The organism is Pandoraea anapnoica (genome assembly GCF_902459765.1).
GTDB lineage: Bacteria > Pseudomonadota > Gammaproteobacteria > Burkholderiales > Burkholderiaceae > Pandoraea > Pandoraea anapnoica.
Genome location: NZ_CABPSP010000011.1, coordinates 19274 through 38243, shown reverse-complemented (window position 1 = coordinate 38243; position 18970 = coordinate 19274). Strand labels below are relative to the sequence as shown.

Sequence of the window (18970 nt, the reverse complement as noted above, 5' to 3'; positions counted from 1 at the left end):
CTTGAGTGAGTGCCACCATTTTCTGCGAACGCCTATCAATGGGTTGAGGATTGTGATGCCAGATTCAGTCAATACGGTTTCGACGCAGGCGAGTGCTGCAAACGTGGCCACCGGCAGCATTGCCGTGCCACCGGTGGCACGCGTGGGCGACACGCTCGCGCAGGTGGCCACGCCGTCGCTCCTGCTCGATCTCGACGCGTTCGATGCGAACGTCGAACGCATGGCGAGTGCGGCGGCAGCGCGCGGTGTTGCGGTCCGTCCGCATGCCAAAGCGCACAAGTCCGTCGCGATCGCGCGTGCACAAATGGCGGCGGGCGCGGTCGGCATCTGCTGTCAGAAAGTCACGGAGGCTATCCCGTTCGTCAACGCGGGCATCGGCAACATCCATATCAGTAACGAGTTCGTCGGCGAGGCGCGTGTGGCGCTGGCGGTAGCGATGGCGGGGCATGTCACGCTGTCGGTGTGTGTCGACGATGTGCGGCAGGTCGCGCCACTCGGTAAGGCCGCGCAGCGCGCTGGCGTGCGCATCGCCGTGCTGCCCGAAGTGGACGTGGGGCAAGGTCGTTGCGGCGTGGATTCGACGGATGCCGTGGCGCAACTGGTCGATGCCATCGATCACTACGAGGGGCTGCGTTTCGGCGGATTGCAGGCGTATCACGGTAGCGCGCAGCATGTGGACAGTTGGGAAAAGCGGCGCGATACAGCACGTCTTGCCGCCGACCGCGCATCGGCCTACGTGCGCTTTCTCGAAGCACGCGGCATTGCTTGTCCGGTCGTGACGGGCGGTGGCACCGGCACGGCCGAGTTCGATATCGAGAGCGGTGTGTACACCGAAATTCAGCCGGGGTCGTATGTGTTCCTCGACGGCCATTACGGTTCGCTTGAATGGCGCGACGACTGGCGCTTTCGCCACGGCCTGTTTCTCGCGTCGACGGTCATGAGCACGGCGCGCAACGGGATCATCGTATGCGATGCGGGGCTCAAGAGCGTGGCGACGGATTCGGGCCTGCCACGCTTCTGGTCGTCGCAACAGGCGAGCAAGCCGCATTACCGGACAGCCTCGGACGAGCATGGCGTGCTGGAACTCGCCTCGGCGGACGAAGACGGTGCCCCGTGGTTGGGCGAGCCGATTCTGCTGGTGCCGGGACACTGCGATCCGACGGTCAATCTCTACGACCGGTACGTGGCGGTGAGGCACGGGCGGGTCGAAGGTCTCTGGCCCATCGAGGCGCGTGGACTGAGCCAGTAGGGCGAGGGGGGGCGGCGTCGGCGTCATCTCGGTGACATCTGGCCCCGTCAAAATATTTTGATGTGGGGGCTTCCCAAGGTCGGAAAAGCACGCTATAGTCTCACTTCTTCGCCGTACGGGGGTATAGCTCAGCTGGGAGAGCGCTTGCATGGCATGCAAGAGGTCAGCGGTTCGATCCCGCTTACCTCCACCAAAACGGAAGACTTTAGGTCCCCTTCGTCTAGAGGCCTAGGACATCACCCTTTCACGGTGAGTACAGGGGTTCGAATCCCCTAGGGGACGCCAGATTTAGTGGCGTGATTCTCGGAAAGCTCCAGAAACACGACGCACGATCGGTTGTCGACAAACGCGCTTGGCTTAACGGCCAAGCGCGTTTTGTTTTTTGTGCCGCCAGTTCATGCGCCTGGCCATCTTTCAGCGCACCGGCGTGCTTGCCGTCTTGCCGACGACCGTCTTCCACGGCCGTACGCGCCACGACTTCACCAGACCATTCATCACATACGGATCGGCCTTCGCGAAGGCTTCTGCCGCTGCAGGCGAGTCGCCTTCGAAGAGCAGGGCTGCCGTGTCGACGGGCAACTCCAGCGCGCCCGCAAGCAGCAGTTCGCCGCGGTCTGATGCGGCCCAGGCGAGCGCCAAATGCGCGTCGCGATACTGGCCGCGACGGTCGACGTAATCGTCGACGAGTTCGTAAGTGAGCAGGTAATGCATGGTGTGATCTCCGTAATTTTTTGCGCGCGCTGTGACGTTGTGAAGTTGTGATGTCGCTTTGAGGCGCGCGGCACTCGTTATTATCGATAGAACGCCGACGGCGGTACGCCGAAGTGCCGTTTGAACATCGCGGCAAATGCGCTTTGGCTAGCGTAGCCGTGATCGAGCGCCACATTCACGATTTTTTCGCCGCGTGCGAGCGCTTCCAGCGCTTGTAGCAGGCGCGCTTGCTGACGCCAGCGGCCGAACGTCAGGCCTGTCTCCGTGGAAAAACGCCGCTGAAACGTCTTCGGTGAAAGGCCCGCTTCGCTGGCCCAACGGTCGATGATGGCGTCGTCGCAAGGGCTTTGCATCAGACGATCGCAAACGCGCGCCAGACGCGCGTCTCGTGGCCACGGCAGATAGAGCGGCAGGACGGGCAGGGCGATCAGTTCGTCGAGCAGTAGACGCATGAGGCGTGCGTCCCGCGAGTCGGGCGCGTAGTCCGGCGGCACATGAATGGCGGCCAGAATCAGCTCGCGCATCAGCGGCGTGATCTCCACGACACAACTGGTGTCGGGTAACGGCTCGCTGCCCGGTTCGACGAACACTGTGCGCATCTTGACGTTACCGCTCATGCGCACCGTATGTTCCAGTCCGGCGGCGAGCCAGACGCCGCGCGTCGGCGGCACCACCCAGCGACCCGACGACGACGCGATGATCATCACGCCCTCAATCGAAAAGAGCAGTTGCGCGCGCCGATGCGAATGCGAGGCGATGAACTCGTTGTGCGCGTAATCGACCGCCATCGCCGCCATCGGCATGGGGGTGCTCTCGAATCGCAGGTGATCGGTCAGGCGCGGATCGATGACGCGACGCACAGCCTTTTCGGTAGCCACGGGTGTCCTTTTTAAGGCAGGTTTTGGAATTTTAGCGTGAGACGGTCCTGTGCGACATCCCTGACGATGGCGCTTCCTTTGTCAAACCTGTGGGAAATCGTCATGGGGTACTTTCTGTATCCGCTCGGCGCCATGTTGTTGTGGGCCGGCAATGTCATCGTTTCGAAGCTCTCGGCCACGACCATCGCGCCGTCGGCCATCACGTTCTATCGTCTGGTGCTGGCGCTAGCCGTCATGACGCCCTTCGTCATTCGTCCGCTACTGCGCAACTGGCACCATGTGCGCCCGCAACTCGCCAAGCTCGGCTTCCTCGGTTTTCTGAGCATGTCGTTCTATCAGAGCCTGTCGTATCTCGCGGCGCACAGCACCACGGCGACCAATATGGCAATCGTGACGGCGCTGGCCCCGCTGCTGACCCTGCTGTGGAGCGTAATGCTGCTGCGCGAGCCGCCGACCCTCGGCATGCTCGTGGGCGGCCTGCTGTCGCTCGCAGGGCTGGTGTATCTGATCGGGCAGGGGCATCCGTCGCAGTTGCTCGACGGCGGCATGCATCTGGGGGACATCCTGATGCTGATTGCTTCGGCATCTTACGGGTTGTACAGCGTGCTGCTGCGACGCTGGCACGTGGCGGTGCCGCCCGCGCAGTCGACCTATGTGCAGGCATGGGCGGCGCTGATCACGATGATTCCGATGCTTGCGATGGTGCCTGCCGGTCAGGCACAACTGAATGCGGCGACAGTGCCGTTGGTGCTGTACGCCGGATTGGGAGCGTCGATCGTGTTGCCGATTCTGTGGATTCAGGGCATCCGGCATCTCGGGCCGAACCGTTGCAGCATGTTCATCAACGTGCTGCCGGTCATGACGGCAGCGATTGCTGTCGTGCTGCTGGGTGAGCAACTGCACACGTTCCACGTAATCGGTGGCGGTGTGGCGCTCGTCGGCGTGTTCATCGCGCAGCGCTGGCAGCGCCCGTTGCCCGGCTTCGGTGGTGTGGAAGATTCGGACGAAGTGCCTGCGTGATTTTTTTGCGGGTCGTCCGTTGGGCGCAAGGTCCAGTCAGGTTGTCACTGACTGGACCTTCGACGTTCAGTCGCTGGGAACGAGCGGAACCACGAAGTCCTTCACAACCGCTAGGTTTGCCGTCGCGAGATCCTTGTACTCATTCGGGATCGGCAAAGAACAAGCCCCTTGCTGCACGCTTTCCCAGAATGCTTTGGCAGCGCAATAGGCCTTGCTCCAAACGTTTGGTCTCGCACCAATGGCCCCAATTTTGGGGGTGATCGGCAAAAGATCGGGATCGACGCCTGCGCCCAACGGCGCGTAATTCATGGGAAGAATGTCATATGCGGGGGCCACTCGATCAATCCAGCCACGCTCATTAAGGAGAAGCGAGATGTTCTCGAAATGTCGGTCTCCGTTACCGATAAGCTCGCTAAATGCGGCCATCACGTGAATCTTCGTGGCTTCGCTTGACGGAATGAGTCGGGCTTGCTCGCATCGCGTCGCGAATGCGGACCAATTGTCTCGCTTCCCAAAGTACTCGTCGTCTATCGCCCCCGCAGAGAGCATTCCGACGCGACCAAAGCGTCCGATCCGGTCGAACCGTTGCACCTCAAGAAAGGTATAGCTATCGGTCGCGATGAGGTGCGTCGATGCCGACGGGATGTCCGCGATATTCAGCGCCCGAAGGGCCAGATGCTCAAGCGATAGCAGTTCCGCCATGCGACTACCACGCTTTGCGAACTTCACGATCACATGGCCGACATCTTCGGTCAGAGAGAGAAACTTGGGTTGCTCGCCGCCCGCGCTGGAGCCATAGGAGGCGTCCTTGAGCTGATTGGCCATCGCCTCGTACGAGTCCAGCTTCTGCGCAGACGATACTGGCGGTAACTGGCGGAATTCCATTTCCCTTTGCAGGGAGGTGTCGCCGTAAATCAAGTTGCCGGGAAGATTCAGTCCTCTGGTGAAAAGATAAGCGACCCGATGTTCGTCGCTCCAGTCCCGAAGGCTCTCCGGAAGCTTCATTTCCAACGCGACCGCTCGGGCGACCTGTCTCCCCAAGAATCCCGATGGCGTAGCGAACGCCATATACGGGGGCAGGCCTTCGTATAGCGCATTCCGGGAATTGCCGAGTTCGAGCGTCGCCCCGCCGGTCAGAAATTCGACGCGGGCGAACGGTTCAATCGTGCCTTCGGCTGAAACCCGATAGACGGTTTGACGGGGAGACAACCCGCCGGGCAACGGACGCAAAGTCCCGTACTTTGGGGTGCGATCCCCAGAAACTCGAAAGTTTGTGAATAGTTCGGGGGCGTCTCGAATGACCCGTGAGAGCGTTGGCTGGCTGATCGACAAATCAGCCATGATCTCTTGCGCACTACGCGGTCCGAGCTTTAGCAGACGGCGTATTTCCTCAATTCGAAGCGATTGATCGGCCATCTGAGCCCCCGGTTTGAACGTATCCATGAATATTTTATGAATAGTTCAAGAATAGCACATGTGCAAGTTCGAGGTGCTTTTCGCCTGTGCCTTCATCTCAGGTCGCCCCCACTGGCACTTGATTCCAAACTGAGGGGGCGAGTGGCAGTTCGCTCAGGTATTCCGTACCGCGACCCCGTAAGTACTCACTATGCGACGGTCTTGTTCTGCGGCTGAGAAGGCTTCCCACAGCAGGCCGTTGCAGTCCGTGCTGCTGGCGTACTCGGGGGCATCGTCGTCTTCGAAGCCCACGTGGCGAAGCTCTCCCGCGCGCGACGGCGACTGATTGATCGAGAAGTTCAGCAGGTCGGTGCGCCACATGGCGTAGGCGCCCGGCACTACGGCTGCGGGCGGCTGCCCGAGACGCGCGGAATAATCGGTGATGGATTCGTCGAGATCGCGTACGGCGAGCGCGATATGAAAGCGTTTCATGGGGTCTCCTGACGCCGGATTCGATGGGAACGCCGCCGCTGCACTGTGTGAGCGCGCGCTCGCATGTTGCGGCGGATAGCGCGGTGCAGGCGGTATGTCGGCGAAATCCATCTTAGGCGTCGTCAGGCACGCTAACCAGACGGGCAGTTATCCCGGTATCCGCAGTGATGGGATGGGGGGCGAGTGTTAGCGGGTGCTTACTGGGGACGTTGAAAGTCGTTTTCGACCCAGGCGCGCGCACTATTACGTGAGAGCTTGAACGACGGCGGCACTTTGACCGTCACAATCGTTTCGCCGAAGCGGTCGATGGCGCTCAGCATGGCGTAAGGATCGTAGTCGTCGGGCACGATATCGAGTGTGACGTCGATTTCGCCGTCCGGCCCGTCCACACTGATGCGCTTGTGCAACTGCGCGTGCAGTTGCTGTTCGTGACGCCGCAACACCTCGGCCGCCGTTTTCACCAGCGTATTGAATGCCCCAACGTCCAGCGGCTTCGGATTCTTCTTGTCGCGCCCCATCGTCCACGGCCCCACGAGGGCGGGTTCAGACTCGCCGTCCTTGAACATCGCCACCGCCCAGCCATCGTCCTCTTCGTTCTTGACGACCTTCGCCGTCCACCCGTCGTCGCGCCACAGGCGGTCTTCGTGGATGGCATCGGTGCTGCTGGCGTCGTCAGTCGGGATGTCTGCGGGTGTGGCGGAAGTTGCGGTCACTGTCTGAATTCGGGGTTTGGAAGTGAGATGGGGGTGAGTGCGCGCTCACAAAGACGGCAATTTTACCGCGTCCGGCGACAGCACGGACGCGTTCCCCGCCTTGCGTACTCTCCAGGTTGGACGTAGTGGGCTCAGCTCTTCACCAGCCCGCCGTCGACGATGAGGTTCTGCCCCGTCACGGCACGCGCCCATGGCGAGAGGAAGTACAGCACGGCGTCGGCGAACTCCTCAGGCGTCGTGACCCGGCGCAACGGCGTGAGGCTTGCGATCAGATCGAACACGGCTTCAGGCGTGGCGGCGCTGGCATCGGTCACACGCAGAAGACCGCCCGAGACCATGTTGACGGTGATGCCGTCGGGGCCGAGGTCGTTGGACGCGGTGCGCGTGAGCGCGAGCAGGGCGGCCTTGGCGGTCGTGTAATCGTGATACGGCACGACCGGATTCTGGAACAAGTTAGTGCCCACGTTCACGATGCGCCCGAACCCGGCTTCGCGCATGCCCGGCAGTGCGGCCTGCATCGTGTTGAGCGCGCCTTTGACGGCCCCTTCGAGCTGCTGCGAGAAGCGCGACCAGGAGATGTCGGCCAGCTTGGGACGTGCATCGCCGTCGAAGCGGAAGTCGGCCAGCGCGTTGTTGACGACGCAGACGATGGGGCTGCCAATGCGCTCGCGGGCTTCGGCGAAGAGGCGGGCGACGGCCTTTTCGTCGGTGACATCGGCCTGCAACGCGATGGCGCGATCGCCGAGCGATTCGGCCAGTTCGCGAGCGGCCACGTCGCTGCGCAGATAGTTGACGATGACGCCCGCGCCTTCACGCGCCACTGCGCGCGTGATGGCCGCGCCCAGTCCGCGCGCTCCGCCCGTGACGAGTACCCACTGCGAATCCAGCTTCATTCCGATATCCCCTAATCCCGCAAAAGGCCGTCATTATCGCGCGTTGCGCAGGATTGTTCTTCGGGGACGCAGGCGGCTCACTCGTTGGCGGTGGCGAGTGCGGCGAGCAGCACGACCGGCAACAGCACGCTCCAGAAGCCCGCGCCGTGATACGCGAAGCCACCGAGGATGGCACCGACGGCGAAGGCGGCCAGCGCAGGCAGCATCTTGCGCAGCCGCGTTCTGGCAGCTTTGTCGTCGCCGCAGTTGCCGCTGGCAAGTTCCACCATGTCGATCACGATCTGCGTGGTGTTGCCAGTCATGATGGTGGTCGGGGCGAGGTCGGCGAGCACCAGCCGTCCGATGGCGTTCTGGATGGCCAGCGCGGCGACGCCGAACATGCCGGAGAGAATGGCGAGTGGTGCGTCGGCCGAGAGAATCGGCTGCGCGGCCATGCCGATGATCATGAACCCGAGCAGCAACAACGTCTGCAAGATCAGCAACAACCGGAGCGGACGACGGTTGGTATTCGCAAAGCCCTGCACGATGAGCTTGACCATCGCGACGAAAATGACGAACACGGGCAACGCGAGCAACTTGGCGAGCACGCCGACGTGGGTGTTGGCGACAAGTTGCACACCGATCATCACGAAGTTGCCCGTCACGTGCGCAGTGAAGAGGCCGAACAGCGCGATGAAGCCGACCACGTCGATATAACCGGCGACAAACGCGAGCGTCATGCCGATGGCAGTGGGTTTGGAGAAGTGGCTGACCCAACTGCGGGCGAGCGTGGCGGCCTCGGTCGGGGTGGGGATGTGGCGGGGAGTACCCATGACGGCTCCTGTGTCGGCATGCGTGGCAGATGGCGTCCCGTGCAGCGTGCTGGTGAGGCCTCGATACTCGATACTGCGCGCCCGAAGCGGGTGTCTGTCCGGCCCCGGACGCTGATGAAGCATATCACCGGCCTGCTACGCCGGACGCCGCGTCGACCCGCTATACTGCATCACCGCGGCGATCCGGCGCGACCGTCCGAACGTCTTATTGCATCGTGTGGCTTCGGTTGCATTGTCCACATCGCCGACATGAACGTCACCGACCTCGCGGCTCACATCGACAGGAGATTTCCATGAAGACCAGTGCCCGTAACCAGTTCAACGGCAAAGTCATTTCGCTGCAACGCGGCGCGGTGAACGACGAAGTGACGCTGCGCACGGATGCCGGGCAGGAGATCGTCGCCGTCATCACGCATGAGAGCACGGTGAATCTGGACTTGAAGGAAGGCAGCGACGCCGTGGCACTGATCAAGGCCTCGTCGGTGATCGTGATGATCGATGCGGACGCGAGCAAGGTCTCCACGCGCAACGTGATCACCGGCAAGGTCTCGCGCGTCGAGACGGGCGCAGTGAACAGCGAAGTCGAAATTACGGCCGACAGCGGCGCGATCATTGCCGCCATCGTGACGAACGAAAGTGCGAAGCGTCTGGGCCTCACGGCCGGTCGCGCTGCCGCCGCGCTAGTCAAGGCATCGAGCGTGATTCTGGCCGTGGCCTGAGTCTCATCATTCTGCGAAACTGCCTGAACGCAAGGCAATCCCTATCATGCACGGCCTCACACTGACGCCTTCGCATGCGCGCCCCGAGGCGACGCTGTTTGCCTCGCTCCTCGCGGCCAATGCCACGCTCGAGCGCCTTACGCGTCTCGGGCTGTCGGGCGCAGCGCTGGCGACGTTGCTGCGCCGTCACTTTCTTCCTGTGTCCGACGGTTGGCAGACGCTTGCCTCGACATTGCCGACGCCTGCGTGGGCGTCGCATGCCGTCTTCGTCGTCGAGATGAAGGAGATGTTACGCCGTCGCGCCGATCCGATGCTGCATCCGGTCGACGCGGCCGACATGGCGACGATCCTCGCTACGGCGTGTCTGCGGCCTGATCATCTCTGGCGCGATCTGGGCCTGACGGGGCGCGACGACGTCACAGCGTTACTCACGCACTTCTTCCCGACGCTGGTCGCCGAGAATACGGCGAATCTGCGATGGAAGCGATTCCTCGCCGAAGCTTGCGCACACGCCTACGGACGCGCCCCCGCGCCTGCACCGGGTTGCCCCGGCTGTGAGGCTTATGGCGAGTGCTACGCGCACTTGCGCCAGACCATCACCCCGATCGGCATGGACTCGACGCGTCCTTGACGCAGGTACCCTATTGGCCGATCTCTCGTCTCAGCATCGGAGTGCGGTGCGCCGCGAGACGTTCATGAAACATGTCGGTCACAAGTACCATGACGTCCTGTGCCATGCCGCCCATGAGCACGCTCGACGCTTCGATGGCTTCCTCATCGGTCTTTCCGCTTCCGACTAGTGCTTCGCGCCACGCTTTCTCGACCTGAATGCCGAGTGCGTGGGATTCGTCGTAGCTCACGTCATTGCGGTTCATGCCGACGAACTCCAGCGCTTCGACGAGTTTAGGCGAGCTTTCCAAGTACGTTTTTTTGGTGCTGAGATCGTGGAAGACAACGTTGTCTTCTTCCAAGCTTGCCCGCGGCGGACGCAGCAGGTGGCCGGTTTCCCTTTCAAGGCGCATGAACGCCGACAGTAGTGACTCGTCGCCGTGGTGCATCCTCAGCAACATCAGCGTCAAGTCGTCGACGCTCAGGTGCTTCTCACCGCGTGCGGACCAGTCCGGTGCGGCGGGAACGATGCAGTCGCCGATCATGAAATACGGATCTCCGCTATCGCCCGCACACCACTTCAACTGATCCCTGTGTTCCGGTTCGATGCAACGCAAAAGATCGAGAAATGCGTCGATTTGCGCGCTGGACGACTGGGTGGTGGCCAGCGTGTGAATCGCAGTCATCGCCGTGACCTTGTTCGTGCCCAAGAACCAATCCTTGATGCGCTCCCAAAGGCTGGTCAACGCGTAATCGACGCCGGTTTTCGTGCAAATGGTGACGGTCTCGGCATCGAGACTGCGCGGGATATTGCCAATCAGATTTATCGACGAATTTGTTGCTGAAACGGTCATTGCAAACATTCCTTTCGTTGTTACGCGCCTCTTGCGTCCGACGGCGATGCCGATCAGGTAGTGCGACTGAGCGGATTGGTGGGCAGGTTGACCGACAGGGCGGTCCGCTTCAGATGCTCGCGATCGTGGAACATGTCGGTCACCAGACACATCAGGTTCTCTGCATTGCGCGACATCACGGCGGCCTTGTCGTCGTCCACACCGATAAGCGCCTTTTCGACCGCAAGCCGGAGTTGGTAAGCGAGCTCCCCATCGTCGTCATTTCGATGCAGGCCGATGAGTTCCAGTGCGTCGACAAGCGACGGCGAGCGTCCCAGAAACCACTGTTGTGCGTCGAGCATCCGATCTGCGTTCACTTCGGCCTTTGCCTCAGAAGGCGCTCCCTCGCGCGCCGCTTCGACAATGCGACAGAGGCCGACCTCGCGAAGCGTCTCCAGTACCGGCAGTCCCTTGTATCGAAGAGACAGCAACAGTTTTGCCATATCGGCAACGCTCGGCGGCGGTTCCGAGGGCACCTGAGATGCCCAGTCGACCTTCGATGAGATGACATACCCGCCAATCTGAAAGGCGGGGCGTTCGTGTTCGTTGATGAGCCACGCCAACTGCTGGCGATGTTCGGGCTCGACGTAGCGAAGCAGATCGAGATACGACGTCTGCATCACATCGGTCGTTTCGGCGTTCAGCATCCGGTACAGCGCCAGTTTTGCGTCCACGCGATGCGTGCCGAAAAACCAGTCCTTGATGCGTCCCCAGAGGCTTTCCAGGTCTTTCTCGGTGCGTGCGTTCGCGCACTCATCGAGGTGCTTCGCGCTGAGGCTGGAGGCGGTGTCGCCGGAGAGTGGGAGGACCGGCGAAGACAGGTTCGTGATCATAGCGATGATTCCTTTGCGATGCGTTTCCAATCTTGAGGGCGCTGGGTTGGGCTACTTACACGGTGACTTCTTAGTAGCGATCCTTGAGCGTCGTCGCGAGCTTGCATAGCTGCTCGGCATTGCGGCCGATCTCGCCGCTCACTGGTGCGCCGGTGCCGTTGATCTCGATCATCAGCGCGTTGATCGCGGCCCTTGCGCGCGCACTGAGGCCAGGAATTTCGTCGTCGCGATGCAGGCGCATGATCTGCAGGGCGTCGAGCAGCGTTGGCATGGCGCTGAGCTGCCGCTGGCATCTCCCAACCGTCACGGCACATTGCGGGGCATCCGTCAGATCGTGTAATGGCAGCCCGAAGTCGTTGCCTCCCGTGAGGACGTGATGGCCGTCGAACCGAAGGCTCAGCAGCAAATGGCAACTGTCTTCGAAGTCCATCCATGTGGTGTGCTTCATGTAGTCGACGACGTCGTGCGCGGGCGCGAAGACAGGATCGCCGACCTGGAAACCGAGGACTTCATGACTGGAGATATGCCAATGCAGACGGTGCATATCCTCAGGCTCGACGTAGCGCAGCAGTTCGGCGAACGCGGCGACCTGTTCGTCCATGGCTTTCGGCTGTGCCAGCCGAAACAGCGCGCGTTGTGCCGCTTCCTTGTGCGTGCCCCGAAAGAAGTCCTTGACCTGCCCCCAGACGCTTATGAGTGCCTTCTCGCTTTCGGCGTCCCTGCACTTCTGCGTCGTCTCGTCGCCCAACGTGCACGCCAAGTGGCCGGTGAGCGTGAGCGGGGAAGAAAGAGGGACGGAAAGCGTCGAACTCGCCATGCGATGAGATCCTTGTGTCGTGATTGGGGGGCGAGTCGTCGTTGTGCCGCCGCCCCGGGCCATTAATTCTGCGCAAATGGCCGAGCGGCGAATACCAGAAATCGCCCGGTGCGCGGCAGGAAAATTCCGGCGCTGATAGCATGTGCTTTTGCCCGTATTTCCCCGTTACCCGCGCATTGCGCAATGGGTCATCTCCCGAGGAGTTCCCCGATGTCCATCACCCTCTATCGCGCCACGATTCCCGTCTATCTCCGTGGCCTGACCGTCATGGCCGACTACATCAAGAAGGCGCGCGCGCATTGCGAAGCGACGTCGACCGACCCGGATTCGATTCTCAAGGCCAAGCTCGCGCCGGACATGCTCGACTTCGTTGCGCAGGTGCAGCGTGTGAGCGATACGGCAAAGTTTGCTGTGTCACGCATCGCCGACGTCGAGTCGCCGAAGTTCGAGGATACGGAGATGACATTCGATCAACTGCGGGACCGCATCGCCAATACCGAGGCATTCATTGCGGGCATTCTCGAAGACCGTTTCGACGGGGCGGAGTCGCGCCAGATCACGCTGAAGTTCAAGACACAGCAGACCACGATGGACGCCGTCGACTATCTCTTCAAGTTCGCGCTGCCGAACTTCTATTTCCACGTGACGACGACGCACGACCTGCTGCGCGCGCAAGGCGTGGAAGTGGGCAAGATGGACTATCTGGGACCGTTCGAAATGCAGCCGGTCTGAGGTCTTGATAACGCGCGCCGGGTTGCTGGCGTGCGTGCGAAATAAGCGAGCGCGCCGACCCGGACAGGTGTCGGCGCGCTCGTTTTCATTGGGGGCGGCTGGCGGCTCAGTGCGTGGCGATCGGCAGATACATGCGAATATCGTCGCAGAAGCCGTTGCCTACACGCATGGCATCGGGCTCGCGGCCGATTTCCACGAAGCCGAACGACTGGTAGAGCGCAAGCGCCGCACGGTTATCGGCGTTCACCTGAAGTGTGAGATGGCGCAGCCCGGGCTGTGAGCGTGCAAGGGCAAGGGCGGCGTCGAGGAGCGCTCGGCCAACGCCGCGCCCGACGGCATCCGTATGGACGTACATGCCCCAAAGGAAACCGACGTGCGCGAAGTTCGCACGTGTCTGACGTCCCAGACCGACCACGCCCACAAGCCGTTCGTTTTCGAACGCACCGAAAACACCCGTATCCGGGCGCACTGTCAGCCACTCGCGCACCCGTTCGACCGGCCAGTCCTTTTCTTCGGCATAGCTCGATCCAAACGCCTCCGGATGCGCTTGCAAACCGGAAAGACGTAATGCCTGAAAGGCGAGAGCGTCGGCGGGAACGAGCCGACGCACCTGAACCGGCGACACCGTCTTCATGGCAGGCGCGGCTCCATCATCGCCAGCACCGTGCGTGCGGCTTCTTCCGACGAGGCGGGGTTCTGCCCGGTGACGAGGCGCCCGTCGCCCACGACATGCGATTCCCAGTTACCGCCTTTCTCATATAGCCCGCCCAGCCGCTTGAGTTCGTCTTCCACGAGGAACGGCACGACGTCGGTGAGGCCGACGGCGGCTTCTTCGTCGTTGGTGAAGCCGGTGACGTGGCGTCCGCGCACGAGCGGTTCGCCGTTCGCGGCGCGCACCTGACGCAGCACGCCAGGCGCATGACACACAAAGCCGATGGCCTTGCCTGCGCGCTCGAAGGCTTCGATCAGATGAATGGAGTGCGGGTCTTGCGCGAGGTCCCAGAGCGGGCCATGGCCGCCTGGGTAGAAGACAGCATCGTAGTCGTCGGCTTTGACGTCGGCGAGTCTGAGTGTGCTGGCGAGCGCGTTCTGTGCGTCGGGGTCTGCGCGAAAGCGCCGGGTGGCTTCCGTTTGCGCGTCGGGCTCGTCGCTCTTGGGGTCGAGCGGCGGTTGCCCACCGGCCGGTGAGGCGAGCGTAACGGCGAGTCCTTCGTCGACGAATACGTAGTAGGGCGAGGCGAATTCTTCGAGCCAGAAGCCCGTCTTCTTGCCCGTGTCGCCCAGGCGGTCGTGCGAGGTCAGAACCATCAGGATGTTCATAAGACGTCTCCCTGTCGAATCGGCCATGCGAATCATTCTACCCGTCATGTATGATCGACGAAACCGGCGGTGAGCGCCTCGAACCTTGGAGCGAGACATGCAGTTGATCGGAATGCTGGACTCGCCGTACGTGCGTCGTACGGCCATTTGCCTGAAGTTGCTCGGGCTGCCCTTCGAGCACCGTTCGCTGTCGGTGTTCAGCACCTTCGACGCGTTCGCCGCGATCAATCCGGTCGTCAAGGCACCGACGCTCGTGACCGACGACGGCACGGTGCTCATGGACTCGACGCTGATCCTCCAGTATCTGGAATCGCTGGTCGATCCGGCGCAGCGGCTGGTGCCTGTCGATCCCGCTGAGCGTGTGCGCGCGCTGCGTCTGACGGGACTGGCGCTGGCGGCCTGCGAGAAGTCGGTACAACTGGTGTACGAGCGCGAACTGCGTCCGAGCGAGAAGCGGCATACGCCGTGGACAGACCGCGTGCGCACGCAAGTGCATGCGGCGTTTCACGAACTGGAACTGGAGCTGGCGCAGGTGCCCATCCTGGCAACGCCGGAGCAGATTGGTGAGCATGGCGTGGCGGTAGCCGTGGCGTGGCGTTTTCACCAGTTGCTGCTGCCGGAAGTCGACTTCGGCGCGGAGTTTCCCGAGATTGCCAACTTCTCGGCACAGGCCGAGGCGCTGCCCGCGTTTCGCGAGACGCCGCCGATCTGACGTATTGGGGAGAGGGTGAATCGGGGAGGGAGGTAGAGACAGGAAAAGGGACGCCGGACGGCATCACCGTCCGGCATTGCTATCTACGTCAGCTCTTCAGACGATAGCCCGTCTTGAACATCCACGCGACGACGGCGAGGAAGAGCGCAAGGAACAACAGCGTCATGCCAAGACTCACGGAAACGCTCACATCCGCGAGTCCGTAAAAGCTCCAGCGGAAACCGCTGATGAGATACACGACCGGGTTGAACAGCGTGACCGCGCGCCAGAACGGCGGCAGGATGCTCGTCGAGTAAAAGCTGCCACCCAGGAACGTGAGCGGCGTGATGATGAGCAACGGTACGAGTTGCAGCTTCTCGAAGCCGTCGGCCCAGATGCCGATGATGAATCCGAGCAGGCTGAACGTTACTGCGGTGAGCACGAGGAAGAAGATCATCCAGATCGGGTGTTCGATGCGCAACGGCACGAACAACGCGGCCGTGCCCAGCATGATGACCCCGAGAATGATCGACTTGGTCGCCGCTGCGCCCACGTACGCGCACACGATCTCCATATAGGACACCGGTGCGGAGAGCACCTCGTAAATCGTGCCGGTAAAGCGTGGGAAATAGATGCCGAACGAGGCGTTCGTCACACTCTGCGTGAGCAGCGAGAGCATGATCAGGCCCGGCACGATGAACGCGCCGTACGGCACGCCTTCGATTTCCGGAATGCGCGAACCGATCGCCGCACCGAACACCACAAAGTACAGCGAGGTCGAGATGACCGGCGAGATGATGCTCTGCATCAGCGTGCGACGAGTGCGCGCCATCTCGAAGTTGTAGATCGCCTTCATGGCGTAGAAATTCATGGCGCGGCTCATCCTTCTTTCTTGTGCACGAGCGAGACGAAGATGTCTTCGAGCGAGCTTTGCGTCGTGTGCAGATCCTTCACCGATATGCCGGCACGCTCCATATCGCGCAGCAGCGAGGCGATGGACGTCTGCTCGATATTGGCGTCGTACGTGAACACGAGTTCGGTACCGTTGTTGCCGAGCGTGAGGCCGTACGCGGCGAGCGCGTCCGGAATGACGGAGACCGGCTCGGTCAGTTGCAACGCGAGCTGCTTGCTGCCCATATGCCGCATCAGTTCGGTCTTCTCCTGCACGAGCGTAATCTGCCCGCCGGTGATGATGCCCACGCGGTCGGCCATTTCCTCGGCCTCTTCGATGTAGTGCGTGGTCAGAATCACGGTCACGCCGGTTTCGCGCAGCGACTGCACCAGACGCCACATGTCGCGACGCAGTTCGACGTCCACACCGGCCGTCGGCTCGTCGAGGAACAGCACACGCGGCTCGTGCGAGAGCGCCTTGGCAATCAGCACGCGTCGCTTCATGCCACCCGAGAGCTGCATGATGCGGCTGTCCTTCTTTTCCCACAGCGAGAGCGAGCGCAACACCTTCTCGATATGCGCCGGATTCGCAGGCTTGCCGAACAGGCCACGCGAGAAAGAGACGGTGGCCCACACCGATTCGAATGAGTCGGTGGTCAGCTCCTGCGGGACGAGGCCGATGGCTTCACGCGCGGCACGGTAGTCCGTGACGATGTCGTGACCGTCGACCGTCACCGTGCCCGAGGTCGGTCGCACGATGCCGCAGATGGTGCTGATAAGGGTTGTTTTGCCGGCGCCGTTCGGGCCGAGCAGGGCGAAGATTTCGCCGCGCTGGATTTCCAGGTTGATGTTCTTCAGCGCCTGGAAACCGGTCGCGTACGTCTTCGACAGATTCTGGATAGAGATCACGGATGGCATGGCGGCGACGATAGCACAGGCGTGAGGAACTTGTCGGACACGAACCGGAGAACAAAAAATGCTCGCCGCCCAGAGGCGGGCGGCGAGCGTCGATGCGTGTGTGTCTGTGTGCCGGGAGATTCGGCGAGGACGAAGGATCAGCCCTTCGGCATTTCCTTGGGCACGATCACCATCCAGTTCATGCCGAAACGGTCCTTGACCATGCCGAACGTTTTCGCGAAGAACGTCTCGCCGAGCGGCATATTGACCGAACCGCCCTCGGCCAGCGCGTGAAACGCCTTTTCGGCAGCGCCGACCTCCGTGAAATCGACCGACAGCGAGAAGCCGTCGAACTTCGGCTTGCCGCTCACCATGCCGTCCGAGGCCATCACCATCGATTCGCCGATGTGGAACTCGCCGTGCATGATCTTGTTGTCGCTGCCCGGCGGCAGCATGCCTTCGGGGCATTTTTCCGGGCTGTCGCCGTAGCGCATCAGTGCACCGCGCCGTGCGCCCAGCGTCTTCACGTAGAAATCAATGGCTTCTTCACAACGACCTTCGAAAAACAGATAGGAATGAACTTGCATGGAACGCTCCTCGATGTGTCGGTAAAAAAGGGCGTAGGGGACGCCCCGTTGGGGAAGTGTCATTGGGCGAACGTCTTCGGTACCTCATCAACCATAGTGCCTGTGCATTCGATGCGCGAATGTGACGAAGCCGGCGCCGTCTGACGCACTGCAACTTGTCTTTGTGGACAGTGTACACAAACAATAGCAGACATAATGGACACTGTCCACAAGGGGTAGCAATGACAGAACAAGAAACAACGACCGGGCCGGCGCGCGCGACTTACCGCCACGGCGACCTGCGGCGGGCGTTGCTGGAAGCGGGGATCGCGCTGGCGCGCGATGGGGGGCCGGACGCAGTGATCCTACGCGAGGCGACGCGTCGCGCCGGGGTCGTTCCCAACGCCGCTTACCGGCATTTCGCCAATCGTCAGGATTTGCTCGATGCGGTGCGCGCGGCGGCACTGGCCGAGCTGGCAACAGGAATCGAGCACGAGCAGGCGATGATCGACGCGACATCGTTGCCCGACGGCGTGTCGCGCTCGCGCGCCGTGCTTCGCGCGGTGGGCATTGGTTATCTGCATTTCGCCCGGCGGCAACCGGGATTGTTTCGCACTGCGTTTGCGCCGTCCGAGAACGTGCGCTCGGCGGGGGGGCCGGAGAAGGCAGGGGCGAGTGGTCTGAATCCGTTCGAGCTGCTGGGGGCGGCGCTCGACGGCATGGTGGCGGCGGGCATCATCGATGCAGCGCAGCGGCCCGGCGCGGAGTATCTGGCCTGGGCGGCGGTGCATGGCCTCGCCGTGCTCGTTATCGACGGTCCGTTGCGAGACTTGCCCGACGAGCAGGTCGACGCGCTCGGGCAGCGGCTCGTCGCGATGGTGGAGAAGGGGCTGTAAGCGCCCCTGAATGCAGTCGCGCTACAGACGTGGCGTCAGCAGCTCGGCAAGCCAGTTCATGAAGGCCTGCGCGCGCCGTGGCAGGTGACGCCGGTTCGCATACAGCAGCGAGACGGCCAGAGGCTCCGCCTGAAATTCCGGCATCACCTCCTGCAACTTGCCCTCGGCGATGAGGCCGCGCACGCCGCCTTCGGGCGCTTGTATGAAGCCGAGTCCGGCTACGCACGCGGCCTGATAGGCGTCGGCGTTGTTCACCGTCAGCACGCCTTCCATGGGCCATTGCGCATAGCGCTCGCCGTCAAAATACTCCCAACCTGCCGGACGCGTCCCGAGTGTGGTCGTGTAATGGATCAGACGGTGCTGGCTCAGGTCGTCCAGCCTCGTCGGCACGCCGTGGCGTTCGAGATATGCGGGACTTGCCACATTGATCTGACGCATGTGACCCAGCGGCCGGGCGATGAGTGTGGAGTCGGCGACGGCCCCTACGCGCAGCACGCAATCGAACCCTTCGCGCACCAGATCGACGCGGCGGTCGGTGCTCGACAACTCCACGCGCAGCGCCGGATGTTGCGCGAGAAATGTGGGCAGCGCCGGGATAACGGTCGTGCGGGCGAGCGTTGCGGGCAGATCGACCCGTAGACGGCCAGTGAGCGCTTCGTCGCGCGCCACGAACATCGTCTCCCACTCCTCCACGTCTGCCAGCAGGTCCTTGCATCGTTCGAGGCACGCCTGACCGTCCTGCGTCAGTTGTACCCGTCGCGTGGTTCGATGCAACAGGCGCGTGCCCAGCTTCGTTTCGAGTTGCTTGATGGCGTTGGAGACGCTCGCGCGCGGCAGGCCGAGACTGTCGGCGGCCTGCGTGAAACTGCCGGTTTCGGTAACGCGCACGAAGATGCGCATGGCGTCGAGCTGATGCATGGGGGCGAGGGGCCAATCGTCTCGA

Annotated in this window: 23 protein-coding genes and 2 tRNA genes; 9 read left to right on the top strand and 16 right to left on the bottom strand. The window is 62.2% G+C overall.

The features are described 5' to 3' along the window. The first annotated feature begins 55 nt into the window (after positions 1-55). From PAN31117_RS17715 to PAN31117_RS17705, 3 genes are all read left to right on the top strand, one after another. Positions 56-1249: a DSD1 family PLP-dependent enzyme gene (locus PAN31117_RS17715; RefSeq protein WP_150739365.1), complete on the top strand. Its 1194-nt coding sequence runs from the start codon at positions 56-58 to the stop codon at positions 1247-1249. A 117-nt stretch (positions 1250-1366) separates the two neighbouring features. Continuing rightward, positions 1367-1442 (top strand) — tRNA-Ala (locus PAN31117_RS17710). Positions 1443-1458: 16 nt separating this feature from the next. Beyond that, positions 1459-1534 (top strand) — tRNA-Glu (locus tag PAN31117_RS17705). Positions 1535-1663: 129 nt separating this feature from the next. On the opposite strand, the gene PAN31117_RS17700 is transcribed toward PAN31117_RS17705, so the two are convergent. Then, on the bottom strand, positions 1664-1960 hold the full coding sequence (locus PAN31117_RS17700) for a YciI-like protein (RefSeq protein ID WP_150739364.1): 297 nt from the start codon (positions 1958-1960) through the stop codon (positions 1664-1666). Positions 1961-2040: 80 nt separating this feature from the next. After that, positions 2041-2763 carry an AraC family transcriptional regulator gene (locus PAN31117_RS17695; protein ID WP_150739513.1) on the bottom strand — a complete coding sequence of 241 codons (723 nt, stop codon included), beginning with the start codon at positions 2761-2763 and terminating at the stop codon, positions 2041-2043. A gap of 177 nt (positions 2764-2940) precedes the next feature. Between PAN31117_RS17695 and PAN31117_RS17690 the strand changes: the two genes are divergently transcribed. Further along, positions 2941-3858 (top strand): DMT family transporter, encoded by a 918-nt coding sequence (locus PAN31117_RS17690; protein ID WP_150739363.1) that lies wholly within the window; start codon positions 2941-2943, stop codon positions 3856-3858. A 66-nt stretch (positions 3859-3924) separates the two neighbouring features. On the opposite strand, the gene PAN31117_RS17685 is transcribed toward PAN31117_RS17690, so the two are convergent. The 5 genes from PAN31117_RS17685 to PAN31117_RS17665 all read right to left on the bottom strand — a co-directional run bounded on the left by PAN31117_RS17685 (position 3925) and on the right by PAN31117_RS17665 (position 8163). Continuing rightward, on the bottom strand, positions 3925-5301 hold the full coding sequence (locus PAN31117_RS17685) for a HipA domain-containing protein (RefSeq protein ID WP_150739362.1): 1377 nt from the start codon (positions 5299-5301) through the stop codon (positions 3925-3927). Between the two features lie 126 nt (positions 5302-5427). Further along, positions 5428-5745 (bottom strand): VOC family protein, encoded by a 318-nt coding sequence (locus tag PAN31117_RS17680; RefSeq protein ID WP_150666037.1) that lies wholly within the window; start codon positions 5743-5745, stop codon positions 5428-5430. Between the two features lie 197 nt (positions 5746-5942). Then, a complete protein-coding gene (locus PAN31117_RS17675) occupies positions 5943-6458 on the bottom strand; it encodes a hypothetical protein (protein ID WP_174991014.1) in 516 nt (171 codons plus the stop codon). Positions 6459-6589: 131 nt separating this feature from the next. Then, a complete protein-coding gene (locus PAN31117_RS17670; protein ID WP_150739361.1) occupies positions 6590-7351 on the bottom strand; it encodes a 3-oxoacyl-ACP reductase in 762 nt (253 codons plus the stop codon). 77 nt (positions 7352-7428) lie between these two features. Next, a complete protein-coding gene (locus tag PAN31117_RS17665) occupies positions 7429-8163 on the bottom strand; it encodes a YoaK family protein (protein WP_150739360.1) in 735 nt (244 codons plus the stop codon). A 293-nt stretch (positions 8164-8456) separates the two neighbouring features. Here PAN31117_RS17665 and PAN31117_RS17660 point away from each other — a divergent pair, with 293 nt between their 5' ends. Beyond that, positions 8457-8882 carry a TOBE domain-containing protein gene (locus PAN31117_RS17660; RefSeq protein ID WP_150739359.1) on the top strand — a complete coding sequence of 142 codons (426 nt, stop codon included), beginning with the start codon at positions 8457-8459 and terminating at the stop codon, positions 8880-8882. A 46-nt stretch (positions 8883-8928) separates the two neighbouring features. Further along, on the top strand, positions 8929-9513 hold the full coding sequence (locus PAN31117_RS17655) for a nitrogen fixation protein NifQ (protein ID WP_150739358.1): 585 nt from the start codon (positions 8929-8931) through the stop codon (positions 9511-9513). A gap of 10 nt (positions 9514-9523) precedes the next feature. On the opposite strand, the gene PAN31117_RS17650 is transcribed toward PAN31117_RS17655, so the two are convergent. The 3 genes from PAN31117_RS17650 to PAN31117_RS17640 form a co-directional block, all read right to left on the bottom strand. Beyond that, positions 9524-10345 (bottom strand): hypothetical protein, encoded by an 822-nt coding sequence (locus PAN31117_RS17650; protein WP_150739357.1) that lies wholly within the window; start codon positions 10343-10345, stop codon positions 9524-9526. Between the two features lie 53 nt (positions 10346-10398). Continuing rightward, positions 10399-11217 (bottom strand): hypothetical protein, encoded by an 819-nt coding sequence (locus PAN31117_RS17645; RefSeq protein ID WP_150739356.1) that lies wholly within the window; start codon positions 11215-11217, stop codon positions 10399-10401. A 70-nt stretch (positions 11218-11287) separates the two neighbouring features. After that, on the bottom strand, positions 11288-12034 hold the full coding sequence (locus PAN31117_RS17640) for a hypothetical protein (protein WP_150739355.1): 747 nt from the start codon (positions 12032-12034) through the stop codon (positions 11288-11290). 210 nt (positions 12035-12244) lie between these two features. Here PAN31117_RS17640 and PAN31117_RS17635 point away from each other — a divergent pair, with 210 nt between their 5' ends. After that, entirely contained in the window at positions 12245-12766 is a 522-nt protein-coding gene (locus PAN31117_RS17635) for a DUF1993 domain-containing protein (RefSeq protein WP_150739354.1), read from the top strand. Between the two features lie 106 nt (positions 12767-12872). On the opposite strand, the gene PAN31117_RS17630 is transcribed toward PAN31117_RS17635, so the two are convergent. Beyond that, positions 12873-13400 (bottom strand): GNAT family N-acetyltransferase, encoded by a 528-nt coding sequence (locus tag PAN31117_RS17630; RefSeq protein WP_150739353.1) that lies wholly within the window; start codon positions 13398-13400, stop codon positions 12873-12875. Further along, positions 13397-14086 (bottom strand): type 1 glutamine amidotransferase domain-containing protein, encoded by a 690-nt coding sequence (locus PAN31117_RS17625; protein WP_150739352.1) that lies wholly within the window; start codon positions 14084-14086, stop codon positions 13397-13399. Before PAN31117_RS17625 ends, PAN31117_RS17630 begins: the two co-directional genes overlap by 4 nt. 97 nt (positions 14087-14183) lie before the next feature. Between PAN31117_RS17625 and PAN31117_RS17620 the strand changes: the two genes are divergently transcribed. After that, positions 14184-14798, top strand: coding sequence for a glutathione S-transferase family protein (locus tag PAN31117_RS17620; protein WP_150666048.1), 615 nt, complete (start codon positions 14184-14186; stop codon positions 14796-14798). 88 nt (positions 14799-14886) lie between these two features. On the opposite strand, the gene PAN31117_RS17615 is transcribed toward PAN31117_RS17620, so the two are convergent. The 3 genes from PAN31117_RS17615 to PAN31117_RS17605 form a co-directional block, all read right to left on the bottom strand. Continuing rightward, positions 14887-15648, bottom strand: a complete 762-nt coding sequence (locus PAN31117_RS17615; protein WP_150739351.1) for an ABC transporter permease — start codon at positions 15646-15648, stop codon at positions 14887-14889. An 8-nt stretch (positions 15649-15656) separates the two neighbouring features. After that, positions 15657-16586, bottom strand: a complete 930-nt coding sequence (locus tag PAN31117_RS17610; protein WP_150739350.1) for an ABC transporter ATP-binding protein — start codon at positions 16584-16586, stop codon at positions 15657-15659. A gap of 137 nt (positions 16587-16723) precedes the next feature. Next, positions 16724-17152 carry a VOC family protein gene (locus PAN31117_RS17605; protein ID WP_150739349.1) on the bottom strand — a complete coding sequence of 143 codons (429 nt, stop codon included), beginning with the start codon at positions 17150-17152 and terminating at the stop codon, positions 16724-16726. Positions 17153-17373: 221 nt separating this feature from the next. Here PAN31117_RS17605 and PAN31117_RS17600 point away from each other — a divergent pair, with 221 nt between their 5' ends. Beyond that, entirely contained in the window at positions 17374-18027 is a 654-nt protein-coding gene (locus PAN31117_RS17600) for a TetR/AcrR family transcriptional regulator (protein ID WP_150739348.1), read from the top strand. 21 nt (positions 18028-18048) lie between these two features. Here PAN31117_RS17600 and PAN31117_RS17595 read toward each other — a convergent pair whose 3' ends face one another. Next, the gene (locus tag PAN31117_RS17595) at positions 18049-18945 is read right to left on the bottom strand and encodes a LysR family transcriptional regulator (protein ID WP_150739347.1); all 897 of its coding nucleotides are present in this window, start codon (positions 18943-18945) and stop codon (positions 18049-18051) included. Positions 18946-18970: the final 25 nt, after the last annotated feature.

Bases quoted from the DNA above. Each gene is read 5' to 3' on its own strand.
- PAN31117_RS17690 (WP_150739363.1), top strand. From the start codon at position 2,941: ATGGGGTACTTTCTGTATCCGCTCGGCGCCATGTTGTTGTGGGCCGGC.
- PAN31117_RS17635 (WP_150739354.1), top strand. From the start codon at position 12,245: ATGTCCATCACCCTCTATCGCGCCACGATTCCCGTCTATCTCCGTGGC.
- PAN31117_RS17640 (WP_150739355.1), bottom strand. From the start codon at position 12,034: ATGGCGAGTTCGACGCTTTCCGTCCCTCTTTCTTCCCCGCTCACGCTC.
- PAN31117_RS17600 (WP_150739348.1), top strand. From the start codon at position 17,374: ATGACAGAACAAGAAACAACGACCGGGCCGGCGCGCGCGACTTACCGC.
- PAN31117_RS17700 (WP_150739364.1), bottom strand. From the start codon at position 1,960: ATGCATTACCTGCTCACTTACGAACTCGTCGACGATTACGTCGACCGT.
- PAN31117_RS17715 (WP_150739365.1), top strand. From the start codon at position 56: ATGCCAGATTCAGTCAATACGGTTTCGACGCAGGCGAGTGCTGCAAAC.
- PAN31117_RS17660 (WP_150739359.1), top strand. From the start codon at position 8,457: ATGAAGACCAGTGCCCGTAACCAGTTCAACGGCAAAGTCATTTCGCTG.
- PAN31117_RS17625 (WP_150739352.1), bottom strand. From the start codon at position 14,086: ATGAACATCCTGATGGTTCTGACCTCGCACGACCGCCTGGGCGACACG.
- PAN31117_RS17630 (WP_150739353.1), bottom strand. From the start codon at position 13,400: ATGAAGACGGTGTCGCCGGTTCAGGTGCGTCGGCTCGTTCCCGCCGAC.
- PAN31117_RS17685 (WP_150739362.1), bottom strand. From the start codon at position 5,301: ATGGATACGTTCAAACCGGGGGCTCAGATGGCCGATCAATCGCTTCGA.
- PAN31117_RS17620 (WP_150666048.1), top strand. From the start codon at position 14,184: ATGCAGTTGATCGGAATGCTGGACTCGCCGTACGTGCGTCGTACGGCC.
- PAN31117_RS17680 (WP_150666037.1), bottom strand. From the start codon at position 5,745: ATGAAACGCTTTCATATCGCGCTCGCCGTACGCGATCTCGACGAATCC.
- PAN31117_RS17610 (WP_150739350.1), bottom strand. From the start codon at position 16,586: ATGCCATCCGTGATCTCTATCCAGAATCTGTCGAAGACGTACGCGACC.
- PAN31117_RS17695 (WP_150739513.1), bottom strand. From the start codon at position 2,763: ATGCCGATGGCGGCGATGGCGGTCGATTACGCGCACAACGAGTTCATC.
- PAN31117_RS17670 (WP_150739361.1), bottom strand. From the start codon at position 7,351: ATGAAGCTGGATTCGCAGTGGGTACTCGTCACGGGCGGAGCGCGCGGA.
- PAN31117_RS17615 (WP_150739351.1), bottom strand. From the start codon at position 15,648: ATGAATTTCTACGCCATGAAGGCGATCTACAACTTCGAGATGGCGCGC.
- PAN31117_RS17605 (WP_150739349.1), bottom strand. From the start codon at position 17,152: ATGCAAGTTCATTCCTATCTGTTTTTCGAAGGTCGTTGTGAAGAAGCC.
- PAN31117_RS17655 (WP_150739358.1), top strand. From the start codon at position 8,929: ATGCACGGCCTCACACTGACGCCTTCGCATGCGCGCCCCGAGGCGACG.
- PAN31117_RS17665 (WP_150739360.1), bottom strand. From the start codon at position 8,163: ATGGGTACTCCCCGCCACATCCCCACCCCGACCGAGGCCGCCACGCTC.
- PAN31117_RS17650 (WP_150739357.1), bottom strand. From the start codon at position 10,345: ATGACCGTTTCAGCAACAAATTCGTCGATAAATCTGATTGGCAATATC.
- PAN31117_RS17595 (WP_150739347.1), bottom strand. From the start codon at position 18,945: ATGCATCAGCTCGACGCCATGCGCATCTTCGTGCGCGTTACCGAAACC.
- PAN31117_RS17645 (WP_150739356.1), bottom strand. From the start codon at position 11,217: ATGATCACGAACCTGTCTTCGCCGGTCCTCCCACTCTCCGGCGACACC.